Origin of the sequence: Stenotrophomonas sp. 364, assembly GCF_009832905.1 — a bacterium.
GTDB lineage: Bacteria > Pseudomonadota > Gammaproteobacteria > Xanthomonadales > Xanthomonadaceae > Stenotrophomonas > Stenotrophomonas maltophilia_AP.
On the sequence record NZ_CP047135.1, the window covers coordinates 594,114 to 614,758 of the forward strand.

The following is a 20,645-nucleotide window of genomic DNA, read 5'->3' on the forward strand; positions in this document are numbered from 1 at the left end:
GCCCTGCGCGGAGCACGATGAGCACACGCCGGCCCCCTGCCGCGCCTGCCTCTCGACCACGCCGCCCCGAGCGGCGTGCGTCACCGGTAACACGTCCGCGCAGCGACGATGCACCGCGCCATGGCCTGGCGCGCGTGCTCTCCAAGGCCGGGCTGTGTTCGCGCACCGAAGCGGCGCGCTGGATCCAGGCAGGCCGCGTCACCGTTGATGGCCGCGTCATCAACAACCCTGAATTTCCCATCATCGACGGTCGCCACCACGTGCGCGTCGATGGCCAGCCGCTGGATGCACCACGCCGCATCCACCTGATGCTCAACAAACCGCGCGGCCTGGTCACCACCGCCCAGGACGAGCAGGGCCGTGACACCGTCTACCGCTGTTTCGATGGTGCCGGCCTGCCGTGGATCGCGCCGGTCGGGCGCCTGGACAAAGCCAGCGAAGGCCTGCTGTTGTTCAGCAATGACCCGCAATGGGCCGCGCGCCTGACCGACCCCGCCACCGGCCCGGACAAGACCTACCACGTCCAGATCGACGCCATTCCCGATGCTGCGCAGCTGCAGGCGTTGTGCACCGGGGTGGAGGACGAAGGCGAGCATCTGCGCGCGCGCCGCGCCACCCTGCTGCGCAGTGGCGACAAGACCGCCTGGCTGGAAGTGGTGCTGGAAGAGGGCCGCAACCGGCATATCCGCCGCCTGCTGGCCGCGTTGGACATCAACGTGCTGCGCCTGGTGCGCGTGGCCATCGGGCAACTGCCGATGGGTGCGCTGGGCAAGGGCACTTGGCGCGAACTGAGCGCGCACGACCTGGACCTGCTGTATGCCGCGGCCGACGGTGCCGTGGCCCCGCCGTGACTTCCTGGCCTGCCCGTGCGTGGCAGGCCAACCGAACCGGGCAATGGATGGCCTTGTACCCGACGTTCCATTCACTCCCGGGAGATTCCCCCATGCACGCCCAACGCCTCAACTTTTCCCTGTTCCGCGGCGCCTGCCTGCTGGCATCGGCCGCACTGCTGGCTGCCTGCGGCGGACACAAGCAGGCCGCCAAGGCGGACGCGCCGGCGGCTGACAAGGTGGTGGAAGTCGTCACGCCTGAGCTGGACGGCCGCGGCAGCTACCGCTTCATGATGAGCGACGGCGACAAGAAGATGTCTGCCGACGAGTTCGACGCCTGGATGAAGGCCAACGGCATCCGCGTGGCCAAGGGCAACGGCCAGGACCGCCCGGTCGCCGCCCCGGTGGTGGTGGCCAGCAAGGAACAGGCCAAGGACAAGAAGAAAAAGAAGAAGTAACCCGCGCGGGGCGGATGCCCATGCCCCGCAACGGCCGGGTCCACCCCGTTCATGCGCGCGCAACGCCGGTAGAGCCGACCGTTGGTCGGCTGGGGCACGCCCGCGTGCCCCTTGGCAGACGTTCATGACCCACACCGCCGGTAGAGCCGACCGTTGGTCGGCTGGGCACGCAGGCGTGCCCCTGTGTCGGATGTTCTTGACGCTCACGAAGGGCAGCCGACCAACGGTCGGCTCTACCCCGGTTACGCGCTTGTGTCGGATGGTCATCGGTCGGGTCCACCCCGATCATGCGCGCGTGTCGGATGTCCATGACCCGCAATGGTCGTATCCACCCCGGTCATGCGCGTGTCCCATGTTCATGACCCACAATGCCGGTAGAGCCGACCGTTGGTCGGCTAAGGCACTCAGCCCTTGATCACGCCCAGCTCCACACCAATGCGGGTGAACGCATCGATCGCGCGGTCCAGGTGCGCACGCGTGTGCGCGGCGCTGATCTGCGTGCGGATGCGTGCCTGGCCCTTGGGCACCACCGGGAAGAAGAAGCCGATCGCGTAAATGCCTTCTTCCAGCAGGCGCTCGGCGAACTTCTGCGCCAGCGGCGCGTCGTACAGCATCACCGGGCTGATCGGGTGCACGCCCGGCTTCACGTCGAAACCGGCCGCGGTCATCTTCTCGCGGAAGTAGGCGGTGTTCTCGGCCAGCGTGCTGCGCAGGTCGTCGGCGGCGGCCAGCATCTCGAACGCCTTGATGCCGGCGGCCACCACGTGCGGCGGCAGCGAGTTGGAGAACAGGTACGGGCGCGAACGCTGGCGCAGCAGTTCGACCACTTCGCTGCTGGCGCAGGTGAAGCCACCCAGCGCGCCGCCCATCGCCTTGCCCAGGGTGCCGGTGATGATGTCGATCTTCTCCAGCACGCCCTTGACCTCGGCCGAGCCGCGGCCGGTAGCGCCCAGGAAGCCGGTGGCATGGCATTCGTCGATGTGCACCAGCGCGTTGTACTTCTTCGCCAGCGCGGTGATCTCGTCCAGCGGGGCAATGAAGCCGTCCATCGAGAACACGCCATCGGTGGTGATCAGCTTGGTCTTGCAGCCGGCAGCATCGGCGGCCTGCAGCTGGGCTTCCAGGTCGGCCATGTCGCAGTTGGCGTAGCGGAAGCGCTTGGCCTTGCACAGGCGCACGCCGTCGATGATCGAGGCGTGGTTGAGCGCGTCGGAGATGATGGCGTCGTTCTCGCCCAGCAGCGGCTCGAACAGGCCGCCGTTGGCATCGAAGCAGGCCGCGTACAGGATCGTGTCCTGCTTGCCGAAGAAGGCGGCGATCTGCTGTTCCAGCTGCTTGTGCAGGTCCTGGGTGCCGCAGATGAAGCGCACCGAGGCCATGCCGAAGCCGTGGCTGTCCAGCGCGTCCTTGGCCGCCTGGATCAGGTCGGGGTGGTCGGCCAGGCCCAGGTAGTTGTTGGCGCAGAAGTTCAGCACCGTGCGGCCGTCGTCCAGGGTGATCTCGGCCGACTGCGGGCTGGTGATGATGCGTTCGGACTTGAACAGGCCCTGGGCGCGGATCGCCTCCAGTTCTTCAACGTAGTGCTGGGTCAGCGGGGCGGAGGTGGCGTCGCTCATGGCAGGCAGTCTTCGGCACGGGAAAACCGGGATTTTACCTGTCGGCGCCGGGCAGGGGGGGGCGCTGGCGGTGGCTCGGCGGGCCGGGTGCGGTCGGAACGGTTGCACACGTGATTGTTGCATCGCAATATCAATCGGGTTAAAAAACCGTAAACCCCGCTGCACCGCCCACCCCACGTCCCGGAGAGACCCCGCATGAACCACGCCACGCGCTGTACCGCCGCCGCTGTGCTCTGCGCCGCCCTGCTTGCCCCGTTTGCCGCCAGTGCCCAGGACGAGGCCGAATCGCCGTTCAGCTGGAACGTCACCGCCGTGTCCGACTATGTGTTCCGTGGCGTGTCCCAGACCGATGAAGACCCAACCCTGCAGGCCGGCTTCACCTACACCTCGCCGGTGGGCCTGTACGCGGGTGTGTGGGGGTCGGGCGTGGACTTCGGGCCGGGCGACCCGAGCACGGAGATCGACTACTTGATCGGCTACGGGGTGGATGTCACCGACGGGGTCAATTTCGACGTGCTGCTCAATCGCTATACCTATCCGGGCGCCAGCGAGCTGAACTACAACGAGCTGATCACCACCACCACCTTCGCCGAGCAGTACAAGCTGACGGTGGCCTACACCGACGATCTGTCCGGGTCCGATACCAAGAGCTGGTATTACGCGGTGGGCGGCGAGTGGGGCCTGCCCAATGACTTCACCCTGAGCGCGAACGTGGGCCGTACCTCGCTGGAAACCGATTTCGGCAAGGACTACACCGACTTCAACGTCGGCGTGAGCCGCCAGTTCGGCCTGTTCAACCTGGGCCTGGGGTACCACGGTACCGATGGCGCCGGTCGCGACAACAACGGCAAGCTGGCCGACAACCGCGTGGTGTTCACCGTGGCCGTGGGCAAATGACCTGACGCTGCGATGGGCATGAAAAAGGCGCCGAAAGGCGCCTTTTTCGTTAGCCGGGTGCGTACCGACCAACGGTCGGTACCTACCTGGTAGGTCACGACCGTTGGTCGTGACACCGCCCGGCGCGCCAACGGCGCGCTGCCTCAATTCCAGCTCAGCACGACCTTGCCGGCCTTGCCCTGTTCCATCAGGTCGAAGCCCTTCTGGAAGTCGTCGATCGGCAACTGGTGGGTGAGCACCTTGCCGAGCGGGAAACCGGACAGCACCAGCTGGGTCATCTTGTACCAGGTCTCGTACATCTTGCGGCCGTAGATGCCCTGCACGGTCAGGCCCTTGAAGATGATCTTGTCCCAGTCGCAGCCGGCGCCCTTGGGCATGATGCCGAGCATGGCGATTTTGCCGCCGTGGTACATGCAGTCGAGCATGTCGTTGAAGGCGCGCGGGTTGCCGCTCATTTCCAGGCCAACGTCGAAGCCCTCCATGTGCAGGTCCTTCATGACGTCCTTCAGCGAGGTGTTGGACACGTTGACCACGCGGGTGGCGCCCATGTCCGCGGCCAGCTTGAGGCGGAAGTCGTTGACGTCGGTGACCACCACGTTGCGCGCGCCGATGTGCTTGCAGATGCCGGCGGCGATGATGCCGATCGGGCCGGCGCCGGTGATGAGCACGTCTTCGCCGATGACGTTGAACTCCAGCGCGCAGTGCGCGGCGTTGCCGTACGGGTCGAAGAAGGCGGCCAGCTCGGACGGGATCTGGTCGGGGATGGGCCACAAGTTGCTGGCCGGCATCACCATGTATTCGGCGAAGGCGCCGTTGACGTTGACGCCGATGCCGACGGTGTTGGGGCACAGGTGCGGGCGGCCGCCCCGGCAGTTGCGGCAGTGGCCGCAGACGATGTGGCCTTCGGCCGAGACGCGCTGGCCGAGCTCATAACCGGTGACGCCGGGGCCGATCTCGGCGATGCGGCCGACGAATTCGTGGCCGATGGTCAGGCCGGGCTTGATGGTGCGCTGGCTCCATTCGTCCCACAGGTAGATGTGCAGGTCGGTACCGCAGATGGCGGTCTTTTCCAGCTTGATCAGGACCTCGTTCGGGCCCGGGGTGGGGACCGGAACCTCTTCCAGCCAGATGCCCTTGGCGGCTTCACGCTTGACCAGGGCCTTCATTGTTTGCTGCGCCATCGGGGTGGAACTCGTCTGGGGGAAAACGCGGATTATAGGGCCGCGGGCGGTTTTCCCATGCTGCATTGCGGGTGGTTTAGCGGGGCGGCAGCGCCTGCTTCTGGCGAGCGAGGTGCCGGTCAGGCCGGTGCAGGACACGCCGTAAACCCGTCCCTGGGGGCTCGTGGTCCGCATCCATGCGGCCCAACGGTCCTGCACCGGCCTGCCCGCCACCTCCAGCCGGCTGCCCGTGCCCGCGGGGACGTAGAGCCGGGCTCTGCCCGGCTGGCATCCCCGGCTGGCATCTGCCGGCGGGCAACCCATGACTTCCGGGCTTCGGGCCGGGGCAGGGGGCTGGGCTACACTCGGCGGTTCTTTCACCAGGGGCTGCTCAATGCGCTCGAACCTGCTCGCTTTCTCCGTCGTCGCCAGCCTTGGGCTGGTCCAGGTCGCCCATGCCGCTGAAGGCATGTGGGTGCCGCAGCAGCTGCCGGAGATTGCCGGGCCGCTCAAGCAGGCCGGCCTGAAGCTGTCGGCCGAGCAGATCTCCAACCTCACCGGCGATCCGATGGGCGCGGTGGTGGCGTTGGGCGGCTGCACGGCAAGCTTCGTGTCCCCGCAGGGTCTGGTGGTGACCAACCACCATTGCGCGTACGGCGCGATCCAGTTGAACTCGACCGCCGAGAAGAACCTGATCAAGGACGGCTTCAACGCGCCGACCCTGAAGGATGAACTGAGCGCCGGCCCGAATGCGCGCGTGTTCGTGCTCGACCAGATCACCGACGTGACCGCGCAGGCCAAGGCCGCGATCGCCGCCGCCGGCAAGGACCCGCTGGCTCGCACCCGCGCGCTGGATGCCTTCGACAAGGCCCAGACCGCCGCCTGCGAAGCCGATGCCGGTTTCCGCTGCCGTCTCTTCAGCTTCTCCGGTGGCAACACCTACCGCCTGTTCCGCAACATGGAAATCAAGGACGTGCGCCTGGTCTATGCGCCCCCGGGCAGCGTGGGCAAGTTCGGCGGCGACGTCGACAACTGGATGTGGCCGCGCCACACCGGCGATTTCTCCTTCTACCGCGCCTACGTGGGCAAGGACGGCAAGCCGGCGGCTTTCGCGGCCGACAACGTGCCGTACCAGCCGAAGCACTTCCTGAAATTCGCCGACCAGCCGCTGGGGGCCGACGACTTCGTGATGGTGGCCGGCTACCCGGGCCGTACCAACCGCTATGCGCTGGCCGGTGAGTTCAACGAAACCGCAGGCTGGACCTACCCGACCATCGCCCAGCACTACGCTGCGGTGCTGAAGATGATCGACGAGGCCGGTAAGGCCGACGCCGACATCAAGGTGAAGTACGCCGCCACCGCAGCCAGCATGAACAACGTGGCCAAGAACTACGTCGGCCAGCTGGAAGGCTTCAAGCGCATCGACGCGGCCGGCCAGAAGAAGGCTGAAGAAGCGGCCGTGCTGGCCTGGCTGAAGCAGCAGGGCGCGGCAGGCAAGCCGGCACTGGCCGCGCACGCGCAGCTGATCAAGCACCTGGATACCAGCAAGGCCACGCGCGAGCGCGACCTGTTCGTCAGCCAGTTCAACAGCACCTCGGCGGTGGGCGCGGCGTTGTCGCTGTACCGCCTGTCGATCGAGCGCGCCAAGCCCGACGCCGAGCGCGAAGCGGGCTTCCAGGAGCGCGACCTGACCACCATCGAAGGCGGCCTGAAGCAGATGGATCGCCGTTACGTGGCGAAGATGGACCAGCAGCTGCAGACGTACTGGCTGGACCAGTACGTCGCCCTGCCGGCCGATCAGCGCAGCAATGAGGTGCTCAACACGTGGCTGGCCGGCAGTGATGCCGCTGCGGTGAAGGGGCTGGTGGCCAGGCTGGGCGGCACCGAACTGGGCAGCCTGGACAAGCGCCTGACCTGGTTTAAGGCCGACCGCGCCGCCTTCGAGGCCAGCACCGATCCGGCCATCCAGTACGCCGTGGCGGCGATGCCGGCGCTGCTCAAGCAGGAAGAGCAGAAGAAGATCCGCGAAGGCGAATCGCTGACCGCCCGCCCGCTGTACCTGCAGGCCGTGGCCGACTACAAGAAGAGCAAGGGCGGCTTCGTCTACCCCGATGCCAACCTGTCGCTGCGCATCACCTTCGGCAACGTCATGGGCTATGGCAAGGACGGTGTGAACTACACCCCGTTCACCACCCTGGAAGGCGTGGCCGCCAAGGAAACCGGCGTGGATCCGTTCGATTCGCCCAAGGCGCTGCTGGAGGCGGTCAAGGCCAAGCGCTACGGCGGCCTGGAAGACAAGCGGATCGGCTCGGTGCCGGTGAACTTCCTGTCCAACCTGGACATCACCGGCGGCAACTCCGGTTCGCCGGTGCTGGATGCACACGGCAAGCTGGTGGGCCTGGCGTTCGACGGCAACTGGGAGTCGGTCAGCTCCAACTGGGTATTCGACCCGGTGATGACCCGCATGATCGCGGTGGACAGCCGCTACATGCAGTGGATCATGCAGGAAGTGGCGCCCGCGCCGCAGCTGCTGAAAGAGCTGAACCTGGCCAAGTGACCCTCACAACCCCGCGGCGAAAGCCGCGGGGTTTTTCGTTGGGCAGATGTCGACCGTGGGGCGGCAGGCGGTCGCTGCAGGACCCGCGGCCCGGGCCGACCAACGGTCGGCATCTACCGGGTATCATGCGGTGCTCGCGGTCATTCACATCACGTGAACGATTGCGACAGCATTCCTCCCCCCAAGGACTCCCAGTACGCATGCGCATCCTGCTTGCCCGCCACGGTGAAACGCCGTGGAATGCCGAAGGCCGTTACCAGGGCCAGATCGATATCCCGTTGTCGCCGATCGGCGAAGCCCAAGCCCAGGCCCTCGGGGAGCGCCTGAAGTCGGTGGACATCACCCGTGCGGTAGCATCGCCGCTGTCGCGTGCACAGCGCACCGCGCAACTTGCGCTGGGCGCCGAGCGTGCGTCGATGCTGCTGACCGAACCGGAGCTGCAGGAGATCGCGCACGGTGAGTGGGAAGGCCTGCTGGCCAGTGAAATCCATGAAAAAGACCCGTCGCGCCTGCAGGCCTGGCGCGACGAGCCCGACACCGTGCTGATGCCCGGTGGCGAATCGCTGCGCCTGGTGCTGGAGCGCAGCTGGCGCGGCCTGGCGCGTGCCGCCGAAGGCCTGGGCGAGCACGACACCCTGCTGGTGGTCGCCCACGACGCGGTGAACCGGGTCATCCTGTGCCGCATCCTCGGCCTGCCGCTGTCGCGCCTGTGGACCTTCCGCCAGGCCCCGACCACGCTGAACCTGCTCGAAGGTGCCGACCTGGACCAGCTCGAACTGGTGCGCCTGAACGACTGCGCGCACCACACCCCGTTCTTCGGCGAAGCCAAGCACCGCGCGCTGTAATCGTCCCGCGTCCCATTCCGTCGTCCGCCCCACTGATCCAATGCCCATGACCACCGCACGCCCGCAGACCCTTTCCGCTTGGCTCAGCCATATCGAGCAGCAGCACCCGGCCACCATCGACATGGGCCTGGAGCGCGTGCGCAGCGTGGCGCAGGCATTGGGGCTGGCGCAGCCGGGCGCGCACACCGTGATCGTGGGCGGCACCAATGGCAAGGGCTCCACGGTGGCCTTCATCGAGGCGATTGCGCGGGCGGCCGGCTGGAAGGTCGGCGCGTACACCTCGCCGCACCTGCTGCGTTACAACGAGCGCGTGCGCATCGATGGGCAGGACGTCGCCGACGAGGCGCTGGTGGCCGCGTTCAATGCCATCGAGGACGCACGCGGCAGCATCACGCTGACCTATTTCGAGTACGGCACGCTGGCCGCGCTGTATCTGTTCGAGCAGGCCGGGCTGGACCTGGCGGTACTCGAAGTCGGCCTGGGCGGGCGCCTGGATGCGGTCAACATCGTCGACGCCGACGTGGCGGTGATCACCACCGTCGACATCGATCACAGCGAGTGGCTGGGCGAGGATCGCGAAACGATCGGCGTGGAGAAGGCCGGCATCATCCGCGGCTGGAAGCCGGTGATCCTGGGCGAAACCGATCCGCCGTCCAGCGTGCTGGCCCGTGCCTACCTGCTGGGCGCCAACGCGATCCGCGGCGGCAGCGATTTCTTCGCCGACGTCATCGATGCACAACACTGGCGCTGGCGCGATGTGGGGTTCAGCATCGACTTGCCCACCCCGGCCCTGCGCGGGCCGATCCAGCTGCGTAATGCCGCCTCGGCGATCGCCGCGCTGCGCACCCTGGACAAGCCGCTGTCGCGCACGGCGATCACCGAAGGCGTGGCCACTGCGCGCATCCGCGGCCGGTTGCAGGCCGTGCAGCGCAACGGCGTGGACGTGCTGGTGGATGTGGGCCACAACCCGCAGGCCGCGCGCGAACTGGGGGCCGCACTGAAGGCCGCACCGGTGGCCGGGCGCACCCGGGCGGTGTTTGCCGCCCTGCAGGACAAGGATGCGGCCGGCGTGGTCGAGGCACTGGGCGGGCAGGTCGATGCGTGGCACCTGGCCGGCCTGGACGGTGCCCGCGCGCAGAGTGCGCAGGCGCTGCAGGCCCGCCTGCAGGACACCGCCGCCGCCGATGCCCGTCAGCACGCCACCGTTGCCGATGCGCTGGAAGCGGCACTGGCCGCCGCTGCCGCCGGCGACCGGGTGCTGGTGTTCGGCTCGTTTCATACCGCCGCACAGGCGCTGCTGTGGCTGGACGCAGCGGACTGACACAGCTTTTCAGTGCGCTGCGGCCGTTCAGCCGCCACCGTCGCCGCTCACGCCGACACCCGTATAATCGCCGTGGCATTCCGCCGCGCCGCCCTGCCTGCCTTCCGTGGATACTCCTCTGAAACAGCGACTGATTGGTGCCATCGTTCTGGTGGCTTTGGCTGTGATCTTCCTGCCCATGCTGGTCAAAGGCCCTGCGCCTGACAGCGGCGTGGCCAGCGTACCCATCAGTGCACCGGCAGCGCCGTCGGACGGCCAGTTCGAAACCCGCGAACTGCCGCTGGTCGCGCCCACCGGCGCGGCAACCGGCCTGCAGGGGGCATCGACCACCCAGCCGCTGCAGGACGGCGTGGACGCCACCCCCGCGCCTGCCGCGACCGATACCTCGCCCACCGTGGCGGCCGGCAACTTCGCCGTCAGCTTTGGTGCCTATGGCAGCCAGGCCGACGCCGATGCGGTGATTGCGTACCTGAAAAAATCCCAGCTGCCCGGCTTTGCCGAACCGGCCACCATCAATGGCCGCCAGGCGTGGCGCGTGCGGGTTGGCCCGTATGCCGACCGCGCCCAGGCCGAAGCCGCCCGCCTGCAGGCGGTGAAGGTGCGCAACGACGTCAAGGCCGAAGTGGTCACGCTGGATGCGCGCGCCGACACGGCCGTGGCCCCTGCGCCGTCGCCGGCCGCCACCGCCCCGGCCACCGCCACTGCGTCCAGTGCTGCCGCTGCGCCGTCCAGTGCCGCGGTGAAGACCGAAGCGCTGCCGCCGGAGCCGGTCGCCGCCGCGAAGCCGGTGGCCCCCAAGCCCGAACCCAAGCCGGCCCCGGCCAAGCCCGAACCGGCCAAGCCGGAGCCGGCCGCGACCGCCGCTGCCAAGCCGGTGGCAACGCCGGCGGCCCCGGCCGCCAGCAGCATCGGCTTCGCCGTGCAGCTGGGCGCGTTCGGCCAGGCTGCCGAAGCCAATGCGCTGCGCGACAAGGTCCGCGCCGCCGGCTTCAGCGCGTTCGTGGAACAGGTACGCACCGACAAGGGCACGCTCAACCGCGTCCGCGTGGGTCCGGTCGCCAACCGCGCCGAGGCCGAAAACCTCAAGGCCCAGGTGGCGTCCAAGGTGGGCGTGGCAGGCATGGTCCGGCCGCATCCCTGATGCCGCACGCGTACGCGCGCCCTGAGCCCGCACGGCCCCGGTGCCGGGGGCGCGCATGATCGATAGCGCCCTGCTGGTGGTGATCGCGCTGTCGGCCCTGCTGGGCGTGCTGCGCGGCTTTGTCAGCATCGTCATCAGCCTGGCGTCGTGGGTGCTGGGCGCCTGGGCGGCGCTGGTGTTCGGGCAGAACGCGGCCACGTGGTGGGCGGGCTCGGTCGAACCGGGTACCGGCCATGTGATCGCCGGCTACGTCTCGGTGTTCCTGCTGGTGATGGTGGCGGTGTGGGCCATCGGTCTGGTGATCCGCCAGCTGGTGCGGGCCACCAGCCTCAACGGTGCTGATCGCCTGCTGGGCGGGGTACTGGGCGTGGCCCGCGGCGCGGTGATCGGCTGTGTGCTGTTGCTGGCGGCGTCCTACACCCCGATGGTCAATGAACCCAGCTGGCGCGACTCCCAGCTGCGGGGCGTGCTCGACCCCGGCGTGGCCTGGTTGCAGGCGCGCATGCCGGGCATGCCCGAGCTGCCGCAGCTGCCCGGCGTGGACGCGCTGCAGGGCCTGGCCGGCCTGCCGGCGGCGCTGCCGGAGGTGAATGCGGCGCAACTGCCCGGCGCGGAGTTGGGCAAGCCGGGCCTGACAGGCGATAATGGCGTGATTGGCGGATTGCTGGCAGGGCGCGGATGGCCGCGACCACTGGATGAAACCCCGCAGCAGGCGGGAGACCCCACCGACGTGGGGGCGCGCAGCGGCAGCCCAGGTTCCTCGCAGCACAACGATCCGGCGCGCGTGCGCCCGGATCAGCCTGTTCCGGCACGGAACGGGTCCCCCGGCCAGGCACGGCCACCTTCACTGTAGATGGGCACAGCCCAGCGGAGATTCGCACCATGTGTGGCATCGTCGGAATCGTCGGCAACCAGAACGTCGCCGGGCAGTTGTATGACGGCCTGACCGTCCTCCAGCATCGTGGCCAGGACGCGGCCGGCATCGCCACCGCCGACGGCACGCGGCTGCGCGTGCAGAAGGCCAACGGGCTGGTCCGCGACGTGTTCGACGCCAAGCGGATGTCGACCCTGGAAGGCCGCGTCGGCATCGCCCACGTGCGCTACCCGACCGCCGGCTCCGAAGGCATGGACGAGGCGCAGCCGTTCTACGTGAACTCGCCGTACGGCATCGCGCTGGCCCACAACGGCAACCTGATCAATACCGAAGCCCTGCGCCAGCAGGTGTTCGAACAGGACCGCCGCAACGTCAACACCGACTCGGACAGCGAAGTGCTGCTGAACGTGTTCGCCTACGAACTGGACGCGCAGCGCCAGCTCACCCCGGAAGCGGCGATCCGCGCCGTGGCCGGCGTGCACCGCCGGGTCAAGGGCGGCTACGCGGTGATCAGCGTGGTGCTGGGCTTGGGCCTGGTGGCCTTCCGCGACCCGCACGGCATCCGCCCGCTGGTGCTGGGCAAGCGCGCCCACGCCGAAGGCGATGAATACATCGTGGCTTCCGAATCGGCCGCGCTGGACGTGCTGGGCTTCCAGCGCGTGCGCGACGTGCGCCCGGGCGAAGCGCTGGTGATCACCGCGCGTGGCGAGCTGTTCTCCGAGGTCTGCGCCGAGCCGGCCGAGCACAGCCCGTGCATCTTCGAGTACGTGTATTTCGCACGTCCCGATTCGATGATCGACAACGTGTCGGTGCACAAGGCGCGCATGCGCATGGGCATCAAGCTGGGCGAGAAGATCCTGCGCCTGCGTCCGGACCACGACATCGACACCATCATCCCGATCCCGGACACCTCGCGCGACGCCGCGCTGGAGATCTCCAACACGCTCGGGGTGAAGTACCGCGAAGGCTTCATCAAGAACCGCTACATCGGCCGCACCTTCATCATGCCGGGGCAGGGCGAGCGCGTGAAATCGGTGCGCCGCAAGCTCAACCCGATCCACCTGGAGTTCCGCAATCGCGTGGTGCTGCTGGTGGACGACTCGATCGTGCGCGGCACCACCAGCCAGCAGATCGTGCAGATGGCGCGCGACGCCGGCGCGCGCAAGGTGTACCTGGCCAGCGCCGCGCCGCCGGTGCGTTACCCCAACATCTACGGCATCGACATGCCGGCCGCCGAAGAACTGGTGGCGCACAACCGCAGCATCGAAGACATCGAAAAGCACCTGGGCTGCGACTGGTTGATCTACCAGGACATCGAAGACATGGAAGCGGCGGTGCGCGAAGGCAACCCGGAACTGAAGGCCTTCGATTCGTCGTGCTTCAACGGTGTCTACCCGACCGGCATCGAGCCGGGGTATTTCGAGCGCATCCAGCAGTTGCGCTCGGACGATGCCAAGCACAAGCGTCGCGCCTGAGGCTGCGCCGATGGCCGAGCAGTTGCCGCTGGAGGCGGCCGGTGACCTGCTGCGTGCCGCGCAGCAGTGCCTGGCCGCAACGGACCCGCTGCAGAAAGTCGCGCTGACCCAGGCCTACGCGGTGCAGTTCCGCGCGGGCCAGCTCAAGGCCCGCGCCGATGCCGCGCCGCCCGCGCCGATCCGCATGCCGGGCCGGCCGTCCAGGCCGCAGCTGGTGCACCCGCGCGACCTGCCCAAGCGCGGGCTGGGCAGTGCAGAGGGACGCGCCGCGTTCATCCATGCCATCGCGCATATCGAGCTCAATGCCATCGACTTGGCCTGGGACGCGGTGTACCGCTTCCGTGGCCTGCCCGGTGCGTTCCATGCCGACTGGGTGAGCGTGGCCGACGACGAATCGCGCCATTTCATGCTGCTGCACGGGCGTCTGCAGGCGCTGGGATTCGACTACGGGGATTTCGACGCCCACAACGGCCTGTGGGAAATGTGCGAGAAGACCGCGCACGACGGGCTGTCGCGGATGGCGCTGGTACCGCGCGTGCTGGAGGCCCGCGGGCTGGATGTCACCCCGGGCATGATCAACAAGCTGCGGTCGGCCAACGACCACGCCACCGCCGATGTGCTGGAGATCATCCTGCGCGAGGAAGTGGCACACGTGGCCGCCGGCTCGCGCTGGTACCACTGGTACTGCAAGCGCGCCGGGGTCGAACCGCGCGAACGCTTCATCGCGCTGTTGAACGAGTACGCCGGCGGCTTCCTGTATGGCCCCTTCAACCTGGAAGCGCGCCTGCTGGCCGGGTTCGATGAAGAAGAACTGGCCAACCTGATCGAGCAGGCCGGCCGCACCAGCGGCCCGGTGCGATAACACCACACCGCGTGCAGCCACCCCACAGGTGGCTACACGCACCTCACGCGTTCGGCAACACCACGCGTTTGCCATCTTCGGTGGGGCGGTTGATGTAGAACAGTCCCGGCCCGGGGCGATACGGCAATTCGCGGGTGCCTTCATCGGCGGCGTAGAGCAGCGCGGTATCGCCAAGCGCGTCGAAATTCCAGTGCGCCGACTGCATCAGGTAGTGCTGCCGCAGCAGCTGTTCCTGTGCCGCATCCAGCGCCTGCCCCGACAACAGCCGCGCGGCGATCGGCCGCAGTACGTCGGGCAGGGTGAGCTCGGCCACGTCGTCGGCATCGGCCAACCAGCGCACGCCCGCCGCAGCCGCACGCTGCTGCATCAGCCGCAAGGCCACCCACTGGTAGCGCCCATCGATGTCGCGTTTCAACACCACCGCTGCGTGCGCATACAGCACCCACTGCGGCAGCACGCTGGCACTGCCGGCCACCCGCTGGGCCTGCCAGCGGTGCCATACGTCCACCCACACCGCGTCATCGCCCAACCCCAGCTCGGCTTGCCAACGCTGGCACGCTGCCAGTGCCTGCCGGTACACCTGCGTGCCCTGCAGCAGGTGCAGCGGCGGTAACTCGGTGTCGGCCAGGCCGTGCCCGGCAACGCGCTGGCCGAGCGGGCGCGTCAACAGCTTGGGCCCTTCGATGCGCTGGTCGTAGCCGCCGCCGATATTGGCGTGCACGCCGGGCAGGGCGATCTCTTCGTGCTGCGGTGCCACCGAGGTCAGCGCGAAGTGGTAACGGTGTTCGTCGCGCGCGGCAATCTGCACCACCTTGGCGGCACACCCGGCCGGCAGCGCCACAGCGGGAAGCTCGTCGCGCTGCTGCGGGTTGATCGCCACCACCGTATCGAACAGACCGACAAAGCGCGCCGGCCGTGCGGGCACGGCCGCCTCGTTGGCCAGCTGCCAGCCGGTGCGGTGCAGCTGCTCACGCAGCCACGCGCGGCCGTCGGCGCGGTTGAGCCGGGTGAGCGCGTCGCGTGCGGATGCGGCGCCGCGCGAGAAACCGAACAGGTCGATATGCAGCATCTCCAGCACCGCCTGCGGGTGGGTTCGCGCCAGCGCGCGCAGGGCCTCGGGAAGCAGTTCGTCCAGCGCCCGCCGCGACTTGGCACGCACCCCGGTGCGCCCGATGCCGAAGGCCAGGCCCATCAGGTCGTCGTCGCTTCCGGTGCGGGTGCCGGCACCTTCGATGTAGATCGCCAGCGATGCCACCGGGCCGCGCGTCGGCTGCGCGCGGTCGTCGGGATACAACGCATGCAGTCGCGCGATATTGGTCAGCCCGTTGCTGTAGCTGCTGGTCAGCCGGCTCTGGTAGGGCGAGGCGTCATCGGCCACCAGTGGCGCCGGTGGCCGTGCGGTGGGGGTGGTGCTGCCGGGCGGGCGGGAGGCGTGCAGCAGGTTGTCGGCGTTGTTGCGGGTGCCGTCGAAGAACAGGCCGATCTGCAGCGACAACGTTGCCGTGGGTGCCGGAGGGGGCTGTCCTGCCATGGCCATCTGTTCCCGATAGATGCGCCGAAGGTAGCGCGAAAACGACACGAACGCGACGTGGCTGAACCAGCCGGTCGGCGGTCACAGTTCGGAAAAGTGATCGACATTGTCTATTGAATTCACGCGATCAAGTGGAGCCATATGGGCGGGCCCGCTCGCAGGGGCTGCACCGCAATCACGATGTCCACCCCGTTTTCCACTCAAAGAGAGATGACACGATGTCCAGATCGATGAGCAAGGCCGCAGGTGTGATCACGTTGTGCCTGGCGGCGGCCGGCGCGGCCGGCGCTGCCCCGCTGTTTGAACCGGTGACGGTACTCAGCCGCGCCGGTAGCGCCAACCAGCCCGCTGCACAGGCCGTGTTGTCTGCCGCCTCCACGGCCGCGGTCCAGGAGGTGCGGATCGATGCCGCCGCGGTCAACGCCGGCCAGCGCCAGCTGGAGTTCGAGCTGCTGGGTACACCGGTGCAGGCGCTGCAGCAGCGCGTGGAGGCCCTGCCCGACGGCGGCAGCATCTGGTACGGCCAACTGCAGGCGCGCAGCGCCAAGCTGGGCGCGCGGGCCGCCGCCAACGACCCGGCCAATTCGGTGATCCTGGTGCGCAACGGCGACACCGTGACCGGCTCCATCCGCAAGGACGGCCAGCTGTACCGGCTGCGCCCGCTCAGCGATGGTCGCCATGTGCTGGTGGAAGTGGACGAGTCGCGCATGCCGGCCGACCATCCGGCCGATTACAACAGCCTGCCGCGGATCGCCATGCCGGTCAGTGACCGCGCCGGCATCGCGGCGGCGTCATCGGGGACGCCGGCCACCATCCGCGTGCTGGTGGTGGCCACCAACGGCGCGGTGGCCGCGTACGGCGGCAACATGCAGTCGCTGGTGCAGCTGGCGGTGGCCGAATCCAACCAGGGCTACGTCAACAGCAACGTCGGCATCACCCTGCAGCTGGCCGGTTACGAGACCACCCCTTATGTGGAATCGAGCAGCTTCTCCACCGACCTGGCGCGTTTCCGCAGCACCACCGACGGGGTGATGGACAGCATTCACACCAGCCGCAACACCACCCGCGCCGACGTCGCCGTGCTGGTGATCAACAATGCCAGCTCGTGCGGCCTGGCCTCCGGCATCGGCTCCACCGCGGCTACCGCGTTCGCGGCGGTGCACTGGGACTGCGCTACCGGCTACTACTCCTTCGCGCATGAAATCGGCCACCTGCAGAGTGCGCGCCATGACATCGCCACCGACCCCAGCACCTCACCGTATGCCTATGGCCACGGCTATCGCTACGAGCCGGCCACCGGCGCGCGCTGGCGCACGATCATGGCCTACGCGTGCACGGCAGGCTGCCCGCGCCTGAACTTCTGGTCCAATCCGAACATCAACTACAACGGCGTGCCGATGGGCATTGCCAGCAGTGCCGACAACCAGCGCGTGCTGGTCAACACCAAGGCGGCGGTGGCCGCGTTCCGCTGAGCCTGGCCGACGCCCTGTCTGCGACCGCACGTTGCGTTCGCGGGCAGGGCAACCGGGTCAGGCAGGATCGGCCGCGTCCGCGCGGCAGCGCCGCAGGGCGGTCTGGCCGTCGCTGGGCTCGATCCGGCCGGGAGGTAGGTCGCCGCCGGCGGAGGTGCTGTCGGCATCGATGAAGAGCAGCAGATTCACGATCGCGCTGGTGGCCACATAGGCGGTGTCGCCCTCGGCCGTGGTCACACCGCGATACAGGCGCGGCGTCTTGCCGCACACCACCAGCTCGTAGGCCATCGCGCCGACACCCTCGCCATCGCCGGCCTTCAGCTGCATGCGTTCGCCATAGGGACCGCTGCCGAAGCGCTCCAGCAGCACCCAGCCCTGCGCGGGAGGCGCCTGTTCGAACGCGAACACGGGCGTGCGTCCCTGCGCATCGGTGATGCCCTGGTAGACATCCTTCTCCGCGGCCACGAACGGCAGGTCGAACGCCGTGTGCGACAGCCCGAAGGACCGTAACGCGGCCGGGGCGGCGCTGACCGTATCGCGCAGCACGAACTGGTAGCGGTGTGGGCCGCTGCCTACCTGCACGGCATGCGGGTCGGGGGCGATCTGTTCCACCTGGGGGGGGCGTGGCCGCGGCGTCGGCGGCTGTGGCGGCGCTGGCTGCCGCAGGCGCGCCCAGCGAAAGCAGCGCGGCCAGCAGCAGGGCCGGTGTGCGGTCGATCATCCGTGATCCCTTATCGGCTCAGCGCGCCAGCGCATCCAGGCTCCAGCCCTGCGCGGTCACGCGCAGCACCGAGCCTTGTTCATACCAGTCGCCCAGGACGATCCGCGTGCACGGGCGACCGCCGACCTGCAGCGCATGGATCGCCGGGCGGTGGGTGTGGCCGTGGATCATGGTGTCTACGCCGTGGCGCGCGAAGGTGGCCTCCACTTCAGCCGGTGCCACGTCGGTGACGGTTTCGAAGCTGGCCCGGTCGTCCTGCTTCATTTCCGACTGGCGTGCCTGGCTGGCATCGCGTGCCTTCTGCGCAAAGGCGATGCGCGCGGCCAGCGGCTGCGACAGGAACTGTGCCTGGAACACCGGGTCACGGGTCTGCGCGCGGAACTGCTGGTAGGCCACGTCGTCGGTGCACAGCAGGTCGCCGTGCTGCAGCAGTACCGGGCGGCCGTACAGATCGATCACGCTGGGGTCGGGCAGGATGCGGAAGCCGGCACGGCGCGCGTAGTCGTTGCCGACCAGGAAGTCCCGGTTGCCACGGATGAAGTACACCGGCACGCCGGCATCGGCCACCGCGTGCAGCGCGCCCGCCACCGCGTCGGCGGCGGCGGACGGGGTGTCATCGCCGATCCAGGCTTCGAACAGGTCGCCCAGGATGTACAGCGCGTCGGCCTGCATCGCTTCATCGCGCAGGAACGCTAGGAACAGCTCGGTGATGGCTGGACGACTCGGGTCCAGGTGCAGATCGGAAATGAACAGCGTGGTCATGCGCGCATTGTAAAACGGGTCGGGCGGCTCTGCGGCGGCCCGCATCATCGGGTTACATCGGCAACGGCAGCCAGCGAAGGCTGGCACCGGCCAGCGCGGTGGCGATCGCCGTGGCGGCGAGCACGTCGCTGGGATAGTGCAGGCCCAGCACCACCCGCGACAGCCCCACCGCCGCGGTGAACGGCAGCAGCAGCGGTGCCAGCCACGGGTAGTAGGCCAGGGCAACGATGGTGAACGACACCGCGTGCAGGGTGTGCCCGGACGGGAAACTGAATTCATCCAGCGGCGCCACCCAGGCGCGGATGCGCAGGTCGGCGGCATACGGGCGCGGGCGTCGGGTCCAGCGCTTGAGGCCCTTGTACAGCAGCAACGCCATCAGCCCGGTGGCGGCCATGTGCAGCGAGGCCTGCAGCCCTTCAAACCCGTCCACCAGCACCAGCGCGCCCATCAGCGCGTACCAGAACACGCCATCGCCCAGCCGGCTGACCACGGCGAACGCGCGGCGGACCCGGCGGCGCCGGCAGTAGTGGTTGGCGCGGCGGCACCAGCGGGTTTCGTGGCCGCGCAGGGCCTCAAGCGGCGTGGTCGGCATGCGGCCTCCGGGCCTGGGCCAGTTCGGACAACAGGGCATCGAATTCGGCCACCACCTGCTGCGGATGCAGCCGCTTCATCGCGGTGGCCGCGTTGCGGCCCAGGCGGGCCCGCAGCACATCGTCGCCGGCCAGCTGCAGCGCGGCGGCGACGAACTCACTGTCTTCGTTCACCGCGATGCCATTGTCGTCGGTGCGCAGGTACTCGCGTGCCGCGCCGTAATCGAAGGCGACCGTCGCCACGCCGCTGGCCATCGCTTCCAGGGTGACATTGCCGAAGGTTTCACTGCGGCTGGGAAACAGGAACAGGTCGCCGCTGGCGAAGTGGCGGGCCAGGGCGTCGCCCCGCTGCACGCCGCAGAAGATGAAGTCGGGGTTTTCATGCGCCAGCTTTTCGCGCGAGGGGCCATCGCCCACCCAGATGAAGCGCGCCTTGGGGCGGATCTGCTGCAGGCGGCGGAACGCCTTCACCGCCAGCCCGAGGTTCTTCTCCGGCGCGATGCGGCCCACGTAGATCGCCGCAAAGCCGTTGCCGTCGATGCCCCATTCCTCGCGCAGGGCGGGGTCGCGCCGCTGCGGTTCGAACTGGCTGCTGTCCACCGCGCGGGCCAGCAGGCGTACCCGGTCGAAGCCCTGTTCGCCCAGGAACTGCTGCAGCTCCTGGGTGGGCACCAGGGTGGCATCGGCCTGGTTGTGGAAGCGCCGCATCCAGCGCAGCGCAGCGGCCTGCAGCCAGGCCACACCGTAGTCGGGCAGGTATTCGTCGAAGCGGGTATGGAAACCGCTGGCCACCGGAATGCCCAGCCGTCGGGCGGTGCGCAGTGCCGACCAGCCCAGCGGGCCTTCGGTGGCAATGTAGATCGCATCGGGGCGTTGCAGCTGCCACTGGCGTGCCAGGCGCTTGGGCGCGGGCAGCCCGAAGCGCAGGCCGGGATAGCGTGGGAGGCCGGCGCCGGCCACCAGCAGGGTGCCTTCTTCGGTGTCGGCTTCGGTGGCCTGGCGCGGGCGTACCAGGTCCACCTGGTGGCCGGCCGCGCGCAGTCCCTGTTCCAGCCCCTGCACGGTCAGGGCGACGCCGTTGACTTCAGGGGGGTACGTTTCAGTGACGATGGCATAGCGCATGGCGGGCCTCCGGTATGCGGCCATGCTGGGCGCGCGCGATGTAGCCCCCATGACGCGCGCATGACCGGCCGATGACGCCCGGAGGCTTCAGCCCCCGCGCCCGACCCACCGACAAGCGTCAAAAAAAGCATGGCATCCACCTGCGCACCGCAAGCCGAGCCCCGTAGCAGCCGGTAGGCCCCTGGGCAAAATAAAGGAGGAGGCCGCCACGCGGCCGGGGGACATTTGCGCCAGGGGCCTACCGGCTGCTACGGGGCCCTCCCGCTCGCGACCGGCCCGATCGGAGTCGCCAGCCGATCCAAACGGTGCCTGTGCACCCGCGTAGCGTCGCGCTCACTCTGCGACGGCCTTGCAACAAGACGCTTCTCTCAGAGGGGAGAAGAAACACAAAAAAACCACGGCCCCGAAGGG

The 20,645-nt window shown here is 68.5% G+C and carries 18 protein-coding genes; 11 read left to right on the forward strand and 7 right to left on the reverse strand.

All coding sequences use genetic code 11. The annotated features are described in order from the left end of the window. The first annotated feature begins 17 nt into the window (after positions 1 to 17). Both GQ674_RS02755 and GQ674_RS02760 read left to right on the forward strand, forming a co-directional pair. Complete coding sequence (locus GQ674_RS02755) at positions 18 to 851, forward strand: pseudouridine synthase (RefSeq protein ID WP_128097621.1); 834 nt, start codon at positions 18 to 20, stop codon at positions 849 to 851. 92 nt (positions 852 to 943) lie between these two features. Next, on the forward strand, positions 944 to 1,288 hold the full coding sequence (locus tag GQ674_RS02760) for a hypothetical protein (RefSeq protein ID WP_159495874.1): 345 nt from the start codon (positions 944 to 946) through the stop codon (positions 1,286 to 1,288). Positions 1,289 to 1,692: 404 nt separating this feature from the next. Here GQ674_RS02760 and kbl read toward each other — a convergent pair whose 3' ends face one another. Continuing rightward, a complete protein-coding gene (gene kbl, locus GQ674_RS02765) occupies positions 1,693 to 2,904 on the reverse strand; it encodes a glycine C-acetyltransferase (protein WP_159495875.1) in 1,212 nt (403 codons plus the stop codon). A gap of 195 nt (positions 2,905 to 3,099) precedes the next feature. Here kbl and GQ674_RS02770 point away from each other — a divergent pair, with 195 nt between their 5' ends. Beyond that, on the forward strand, positions 3,100 to 3,801 hold the full coding sequence (locus tag GQ674_RS02770) for a TorF family putative porin (RefSeq protein ID WP_137190938.1): 702 nt from the start codon (positions 3,100 to 3,102) through the stop codon (positions 3,799 to 3,801). A gap of 143 nt (positions 3,802 to 3,944) precedes the next feature. Here GQ674_RS02770 and tdh read toward each other — a convergent pair whose 3' ends face one another. Further along, positions 3,945 to 4,967 (reverse strand): L-threonine 3-dehydrogenase, encoded by a 1,023-nt coding sequence (tdh, locus tag GQ674_RS02775; RefSeq protein ID WP_128097864.1) that lies wholly within the window; start codon positions 4,965 to 4,967, stop codon positions 3,945 to 3,947. Positions 4,968 to 5,355: 388 nt separating this feature from the next. Here tdh and GQ674_RS02780 point away from each other — a divergent pair, with 388 nt between their 5' ends. The 7 genes from GQ674_RS02780 (at position 5,356) to GQ674_RS02810 (ending at position 14,036) form a co-directional block, all read left to right on the forward strand. Then, positions 5,356 to 7,518: a S46 family peptidase gene (locus tag GQ674_RS02780; RefSeq protein ID WP_159495876.1), complete on the forward strand. Its 2,163-nt coding sequence runs from the start codon at positions 5,356 to 5,358 to the stop codon at positions 7,516 to 7,518. 200 nt (positions 7,519 to 7,718) lie between these two features. After that, on the forward strand, positions 7,719 to 8,363 hold the full coding sequence (locus GQ674_RS02785) for a histidine phosphatase family protein (protein ID WP_038690206.1): 645 nt from the start codon (positions 7,719 to 7,721) through the stop codon (positions 8,361 to 8,363). 46 nt (positions 8,364 to 8,409) lie between these two features. After that, positions 8,410 to 9,684 (forward strand): bifunctional tetrahydrofolate synthase/dihydrofolate synthase, encoded by a 1,275-nt coding sequence (gene folC / locus GQ674_RS02790; protein WP_159495877.1) that lies wholly within the window; start codon positions 8,410 to 8,412, stop codon positions 9,682 to 9,684. 106 nt (positions 9,685 to 9,790) lie between these two features. Continuing rightward, complete coding sequence (locus GQ674_RS02795) at positions 9,791 to 10,825, forward strand: SPOR domain-containing protein (RefSeq protein WP_159495878.1); 1,035 nt, start codon at positions 9,791 to 9,793, stop codon at positions 10,823 to 10,825. 55 nt (positions 10,826 to 10,880) lie between these two features. Next, positions 10,881 to 11,678, forward strand: coding sequence for a CvpA family protein (locus tag GQ674_RS02800; RefSeq protein WP_159495879.1), 798 nt, complete (start codon positions 10,881 to 10,883; stop codon positions 11,676 to 11,678). 29 nt (positions 11,679 to 11,707) lie between these two features. Next, entirely contained in the window at positions 11,708 to 13,174 is a 1,467-nt protein-coding gene (purF, locus tag GQ674_RS02805) for an amidophosphoribosyltransferase (protein ID WP_038690198.1), read from the forward strand. A 10-nt stretch (positions 13,175 to 13,184) separates the two neighbouring features. Beyond that, positions 13,185 to 14,036: a ferritin-like domain-containing protein gene (locus GQ674_RS02810; RefSeq protein ID WP_159495880.1), complete on the forward strand. Its 852-nt coding sequence runs from the start codon at positions 13,185 to 13,187 to the stop codon at positions 14,034 to 14,036. 43 nt (positions 14,037 to 14,079) lie between these two features. On the opposite strand, the gene GQ674_RS02815 is transcribed toward GQ674_RS02810, so the two are convergent. Beyond that, a complete protein-coding gene (locus GQ674_RS02815; protein WP_159495881.1) occupies positions 14,080 to 15,567 on the reverse strand; it encodes a DUF2235 domain-containing protein in 1,488 nt (495 codons plus the stop codon). A gap of 218 nt (positions 15,568 to 15,785) precedes the next feature. Between GQ674_RS02815 and GQ674_RS02820 the strand changes: the two genes are divergently transcribed. Then, on the forward strand, positions 15,786 to 17,039 hold the full coding sequence (locus tag GQ674_RS02820) for a M12 family metallo-peptidase (protein WP_159495882.1): 1,254 nt from the start codon (positions 15,786 to 15,788) through the stop codon (positions 17,037 to 17,039). Positions 17,040 to 17,096: 57 nt separating this feature from the next. Here GQ674_RS02820 and GQ674_RS02825 read toward each other — a convergent pair whose 3' ends face one another. The 4 genes from GQ674_RS02825 to GQ674_RS02840 form a co-directional block, all read right to left on the reverse strand. Beyond that, the gene (locus GQ674_RS02825; protein ID WP_159495883.1) at positions 17,097 to 17,651 is read right to left on the reverse strand and encodes a hypothetical protein; all 555 of its coding nucleotides are present in this window, start codon (positions 17,649 to 17,651) and stop codon (positions 17,097 to 17,099) included. 127 nt (positions 17,652 to 17,778) lie between these two features. Then, entirely contained in the window at positions 17,779 to 18,522 is a 744-nt protein-coding gene (lpxH, locus tag GQ674_RS02830; protein ID WP_159495884.1) for a UDP-2,3-diacylglucosamine diphosphatase, read from the reverse strand. Positions 18,523 to 18,574: 52 nt separating this feature from the next. After that, positions 18,575 to 19,114 carry a phosphatase PAP2 family protein gene (locus GQ674_RS02835; RefSeq protein ID WP_159495885.1) on the reverse strand — a complete coding sequence of 180 codons (540 nt, stop codon included), beginning with the start codon at positions 19,112 to 19,114 and terminating at the stop codon, positions 18,575 to 18,577. Next, on the reverse strand, positions 19,095 to 20,234 hold the full coding sequence (locus GQ674_RS02840; protein ID WP_159495886.1) for a glycosyltransferase family 1 protein: 1,140 nt from the start codon (positions 20,232 to 20,234) through the stop codon (positions 19,095 to 19,097). Before GQ674_RS02840 ends, GQ674_RS02835 begins: the two co-directional genes overlap by 20 nt. Positions 20,235 to 20,645 lie beyond the last annotated feature (411 nt).